Origin of the sequence: Streptomyces sp. NPDC042638, from assembly GCF_040647235.1 — a bacterium.
GTDB lineage: Bacteria > Actinomycetota > Actinomycetes > Streptomycetales > Streptomycetaceae > Streptomyces > Streptomyces rameus.
In genome coordinates, this window is the sequence record NZ_JBEZBT010000124.1 from 1 (window position 1) to 5068 (window position 5068).

The following is a 5068-nucleotide window of genomic DNA, read 5'->3' on the forward strand; positions in this document are numbered from 1 at the left end:
GGACGCCAAGAGCGCCCTGATCACACTGGTGGAACACGCCCTCATGGCCCGCCTGAAGTAGCACTCAAGTGCGACAGGCCTTAAGGCAGTTGCCGTAGGGGGATCGGAGCCGACTGTGGCCTTTGACACGGTCGGCTCCGGCGTTGATAACAGTTCGGCAGAGGAATCGCCCGGCATCGCCACGCGACGCGGTCGTACGGTGCCGCTGTGCGCACGAACGGCCCGCCTTTTGGCAAGGCTCAGCCTTTATGACCGTTTTATCTGGCGCTTACAAGTGGGCGCTCCGCCGCTTTCCACTGTTTGGAAGTGCGCTGGTCCACGTGCTGGAATGCCTGAACTGCCCAATGGTCGAAGACGTACTCCGTAGTGGTCTGAGGCGAACCGGGCTCTGAGAGACTGCGGCACGACGTAGGTGCCGACCGCCGAGAGGTTGTTGGTCGAGTGAGGCGAAGCAAGAACGGTCCCGAGCCGTCGGCGCGGGGCAACTTCACCCCGCCGCCGCGCGCTGCGGCGCCCACCCCCGTTTCCGGCGCGGAACCGGCGGCTGCTCCGGCGGCCGGCGGCGGCGGCCGTCTCTCCCCGCGGAACTGGCGGGTGCCGACCCGGCTGAACGCGATTCTGCTCATACCCGTGGCCGTCGGCCTCGTCATGGGCGGCTTCCAGGTGAAGAACTCGATCGACACCTGGCAGCAGGCCCGCGACGCGGAGAACACCGCCCGCCTGGTGCGCGCCTCCCTCGGTTACGCCGACGCGCTGGAGAACGAACGCGACGTCACCGCGGCGCCGCTGCTGATGAAGAAGAACGACGCGGCCGGCAAGGCCACCGTCGACGAGGCCCGCAGGGCCACGGACCAGGCCGCCGCCGCCTTCCACGAGGCGACGAAGAGCGCGCCCGGCGCCTCCGGGCTGCAGCGCCGGCTGAAGCTGTTCGGCGAGGCCGAGCCCAAGCTGGTGCAGCTGCGGCAGGCTGCCTACACCTCCAAGATGACCGGCGTCCAGACCGAGGAGGGCTACGTCGCCGTCGCCCACCCGCTGATGGAGTTCGCCAACGAGCTGGGCCTGGGCACCGGAAACATCACCTCCTACGGCCGTACGGTCTACGCCATCTCGCTGACCAAGGCGGCGCTGTCGCTGGAGCGGTCGATCGGCACGCATCTGCTCGTCAAGCCCGGCCCGGACGCCCCGAACCTGGCGACCCAGCGGGTCTCCCTGTCCTCGTACGCCTACCTCGAGCGCATCGCCGTGGAGGAGTACACGGGTGGTGGCACCGAGGCCGACGCGCAGAAGCTCGAGGACGCCAAGCAGAAGATCAAGGCGGACGGCGCCGCCATGGTCGAGAAGGCCAAGGCGGCGGACCCCAACTACGTCGCCCCGCCCGCCGACCCGACCGACATGGTCACCAAGCTCGCCACCATGCAGGACACCAGCGCGCTCACCCGTCAGACGCTGGCCTCCAAGGGCATCACCGCGCAGAACTGGTGGGCGGCCAACACGCTGAAGTACAAGGCGTACCGCCAGATCGAGTCGGACCTGGCCGACAAGGCGGTGAACGAGGCCTCCGGCATCGCCGACGACGCCAAGACCTCGGCCTTCATCACCGGTGCCGTGGTCGTCATCGCCCTGCTGGCCGCATTCATCCTGGCCGGTCTGGTGGCCCGCCAGATGAGCCGCTCGATGCGCCAGCTGCGCAACGCCGCCTTCGGTATCGCCGAGCAGCGCCTGCCGATGCTGGTCGACCAGCTCTCCCGCACCGACCCCGGCCGGGTCGACACCCGGGTCGCGCCGATCCCGATCACCACCAAGGACGAGATCGGCGAGGTCGCCCGCGCCTTCGACCAGGTCCACCGCGAGGCGGTCCGGCTCGCCTCCGAGCAGGCCCTGCTGCGGGGCAACATCAACGCGATCTTCACCAACCTCTCCCGCCGCAACCAGTCGCTGATCGAGGGCCAGCTGACCCTGATCACCGACCTGGAGAACAACGAGGCGGACCCGGACCAGCTGGAGAACCTCTTCCGGCTGGACCACCTGGCCACCCGTATGCGCCGCAACGGTGAGAACCTCCTGGTCCTCGCCGGCGAGGAGCCCGGCCGCCGCTGGGACCAGCCGGTGCCGCTGGTCGACGTGCTGCGGGCCGCCTCCTCCGAGGTGGAGCAGTACGAGCGCATCGAGCTGTCCGGCGTACCGGAGGCCGAGATCCACGGCCGCGCGGTCACCGACCTCGTGCACCTGCTGGCCGAGCTGCTGGAGAACGCCACCACGTTCTCCTCCCCGCAGACCAAGGTCCGGGTGACGGCGACCCGTCTGCCCGACGGCCGCGTCATGATCGAGATCCACGACAAGGGCATCGGCCTGACCGCCGAGGACTTCGCGGACATCAACCACAAGCTGGCCAACCCGCCGACCGTGGACGCCGCGATCTCCCAGCGCATGGGCCTGTTCGTGGTCGGCCGGCTGTCCGACCGGCACGGCGTCCGGGTCCAGCTGCGCCCGTCGGGCGAGCAGGCCGGTACGACCTCCCTGGTCATGCTGCCGGACGCGATCACGCACGGCGGTGGCGGCGAGACGCCGATGGGCCGCGAGGAGTTCACCGTCTCGCAGATCATCCCGGAGCAGCAGTTCCAGGGTGCGAGCTTCGGCCAGCAACAGCAGCAGCCGATGCGTACCGCCGCCGAACTGGGCTTCGACGACAGCCGGTACACCGAGGTCCCCGACGACATCAGCGGACTGAACCCGGTCGGCCGTTCCCTCAAGCGCGAGGAGCGCCGCGCGGCCCTGGAGGCCCAGTCGTCGCACGGGCAGCACCCCGGCGACCAGCAGCAGGAGTCCGCCGAGGCCGCCGCCGGGTACGCGGATCCGTTCACCGGTCAGCAGGGGTACCAGGAGCAGCCGCAGCAGGGGTACCAGGAGCAGCAGCGGGCGTACGACGACCAGCAGCGCGCTTACGACGAGCAGCAGCAGTCCTACGACGACCAGCAGCAGCGGAGCTTCGAGGCGCCGGCGTACGAGGAGCAGCAGCACGCGTCGTACGAGCAGTCGTACGAGCAGTCGTACGACGAGCAGTACTACGCGCCGAACGGCGAGGTGCCGCAGCACGACGGCTTCTCCTCCGACGGTGGCTACACGGAGCAGGCGGCCCCCTATGCGGAGCCCGCCCGGACGCCGTCGTACCAGGACGACTGGCCGCAGCAGGACGGCTACCAGCACGGCTACCCGGACCAGTACGCTCCGGAAGCGGAATCCCCGCAGGCCGCTGACGCGGGTCGGCAGAACCGCGTAGGCTTCGACCGTCCGGGAACGGCCTCCCCCGCCGCACACGAGCTGACCGACGCCGGGCTCCCCCGCCGCGGTGCCGCCGCGAGCGGTTCCCACGGCGCCGGCTCCGCGAACGGAACGGCACGCGTGCAGCAGGATGCGCCGGCCCCGGCACCGGGCGACGCGCCGGGAGCGGGCGGCGACAGCAGCTGGCGTTCGGCGAACGACGAGCGGTGGCAGCAGGCCTCGCAGCTCAAGAAGCCCAAGGCAGGCGGGGTCACCGCCTCCGGCCTGCCGCGGCGGGTTCCCAAGGCCAACCTGGTCGAGGGCGCCGCCGAGACCACCCCTCAGGGAGGCCCACAGGTCTCCCGCGCCCCGGAGGACGTCCGGGGCAGGCTGAGCAACCTGCGTCGGGGCGTCCAGCGCGGGCGCAGCGCAGGCAGTGAAACGAACGGCCAGGCCACCACGAATCAGCACGGTGGGCCTGACAGCACCTACAACCAGGAGCGTTAGTGTGAGCCCGATGAGCCAGGCGGCACAGAACCTGAACTGGTTGATCACCAACTTCGTGGACAACACCCCGGGGGTGTCCCACACGGTGGTGGTCTCCGCCGACGGACTCCTTCTGGCGATGTCCGAAGGCTTCCCCCGCGACCGTGCCGACCAGCTCGCGGCCGTCGCCTCCGGTCTGACCTCGCTGACCGCCGGTGCCTCGCGCATCTTCGAGGGTGGCAGTGTGAACCAGACGGTTGTGGAGATGGAGCGAGGATTTCTCTTCATCATGTCCATCTCGGACGGTTCGTCGCTCGCGGTGCTGGCCCACCCGGAGGCGGACATCGGCCTCATCGGGTACGAGATGGCCCTTCTGGTGGACCGCGCGGGCACGGTCCTCACCCCGGATCTCCGTGCGGAGCTCCAGGGGAGCCTTCTCAACTAGTTATCGGACGGTGCGTATTCGCGTCCAGGGGCCGTAAGGTTTCGGGACGCGGCTCCACAGGTTTGGGTGCCCGGCGCAGTCGGAGGAGGAGAAAGTGGCAACACCCCCAGGCGGTTCGTCTTCGGGTAACTGGTCGTACGGCCCTGGTCAGGGGCAGGGCGACGGTTCGGCGAACCGGTACAGCTTCCCCTCCTCCCCCAGCCACCGGCAGCCGTACGCCCCGCAGGGCCCCGGCCCGTCCCCGTACGACCAGCCTCCGGCCCCGCGCATCCAGCCGGTCCAGCCGCAGCGCCGGCCCGAGCCGGCTCCGGCGGCGAACAACCCCCTGGTGCGTCCGTACGCCATGACCGGCGGCCGGACCCGCCCGCGCTACCAGCTCGCCATCGAGGCACTGGTGCACACCACCGCCGCTCCGCACCAGATGCAGGGCCAGTTGCCCGAGCATCAGCGGATCTGCAACCTGTGCCGGGAGATCAAGTCGGTGGCCGAGGTCTCGGCCCTGCTGACGATCCCCCTCGGCGTGGCCAGGATTCTCGTCGCCGACTTGGCGGAGGCGGGCCTGGTCGCCATCCATCAGCCCGGCGGCGACGAGAACGCCGGTGGCCAGCCAGACGTGACACTGCTCGAAAGGGTGCTCAGTGGACTTCGCAAGCTCTAGCGGCGGTCCTTCCCGCTCCACCACCTCCGCGAAGATCGTGGTGGCGGGCGGCTTCGGCGTGGGCAAGACCACGTTCGTCGGCGCCGTCTCGGAGATCAACCCGCTGCGCACAGAGGCCGTCATGACGTCCGCTTCGGCCGGCATCGACGACCTCACCCACACCGGAGACAAGACCACCACCACGGTGGCCATGGACTTCGGCCGTATCACCCTGGACCAGG

Annotated in this window: 4 protein-coding genes; all 4 read left to right on the plus strand. The window is 69.8% G+C overall.

The genetic code is table 11. The features are described from left to right. Window positions 1-441 precede the first annotated feature (441 nt). Window positions 442-3765, plus strand: a complete 3324-nt coding sequence (locus AB0B40_RS37885) for a nitrate- and nitrite sensing domain-containing protein (protein WP_362268167.1) — start codon at window positions 442-444, stop codon at window positions 3763-3765. Between the two features lie 10 nt (window positions 3766-3775). Next, window positions 3776-4189 carry a roadblock/LC7 domain-containing protein gene (locus tag AB0B40_RS37890; RefSeq protein ID WP_004983065.1) on the plus strand — a complete coding sequence of 138 codons (414 nt, stop codon included), beginning with the start codon at window positions 3776-3778 and terminating at the stop codon, window positions 4187-4189. 94 nt (window positions 4190-4283) lie between these two features. Further along, window positions 4284-4847: a DUF742 domain-containing protein gene (locus AB0B40_RS37895; protein ID WP_362268169.1), complete on the plus strand. Its 564-nt coding sequence runs from the start codon at window positions 4284-4286 to the stop codon at window positions 4845-4847. Continuing rightward, on the plus strand, window positions 4828-5068 hold a 241-nt coding region (locus AB0B40_RS37900), incomplete at its 3' end, for an ATP/GTP-binding protein (RefSeq protein ID WP_362268171.1). The genes AB0B40_RS37895 and AB0B40_RS37900, both read left to right, overlap by 20 nt.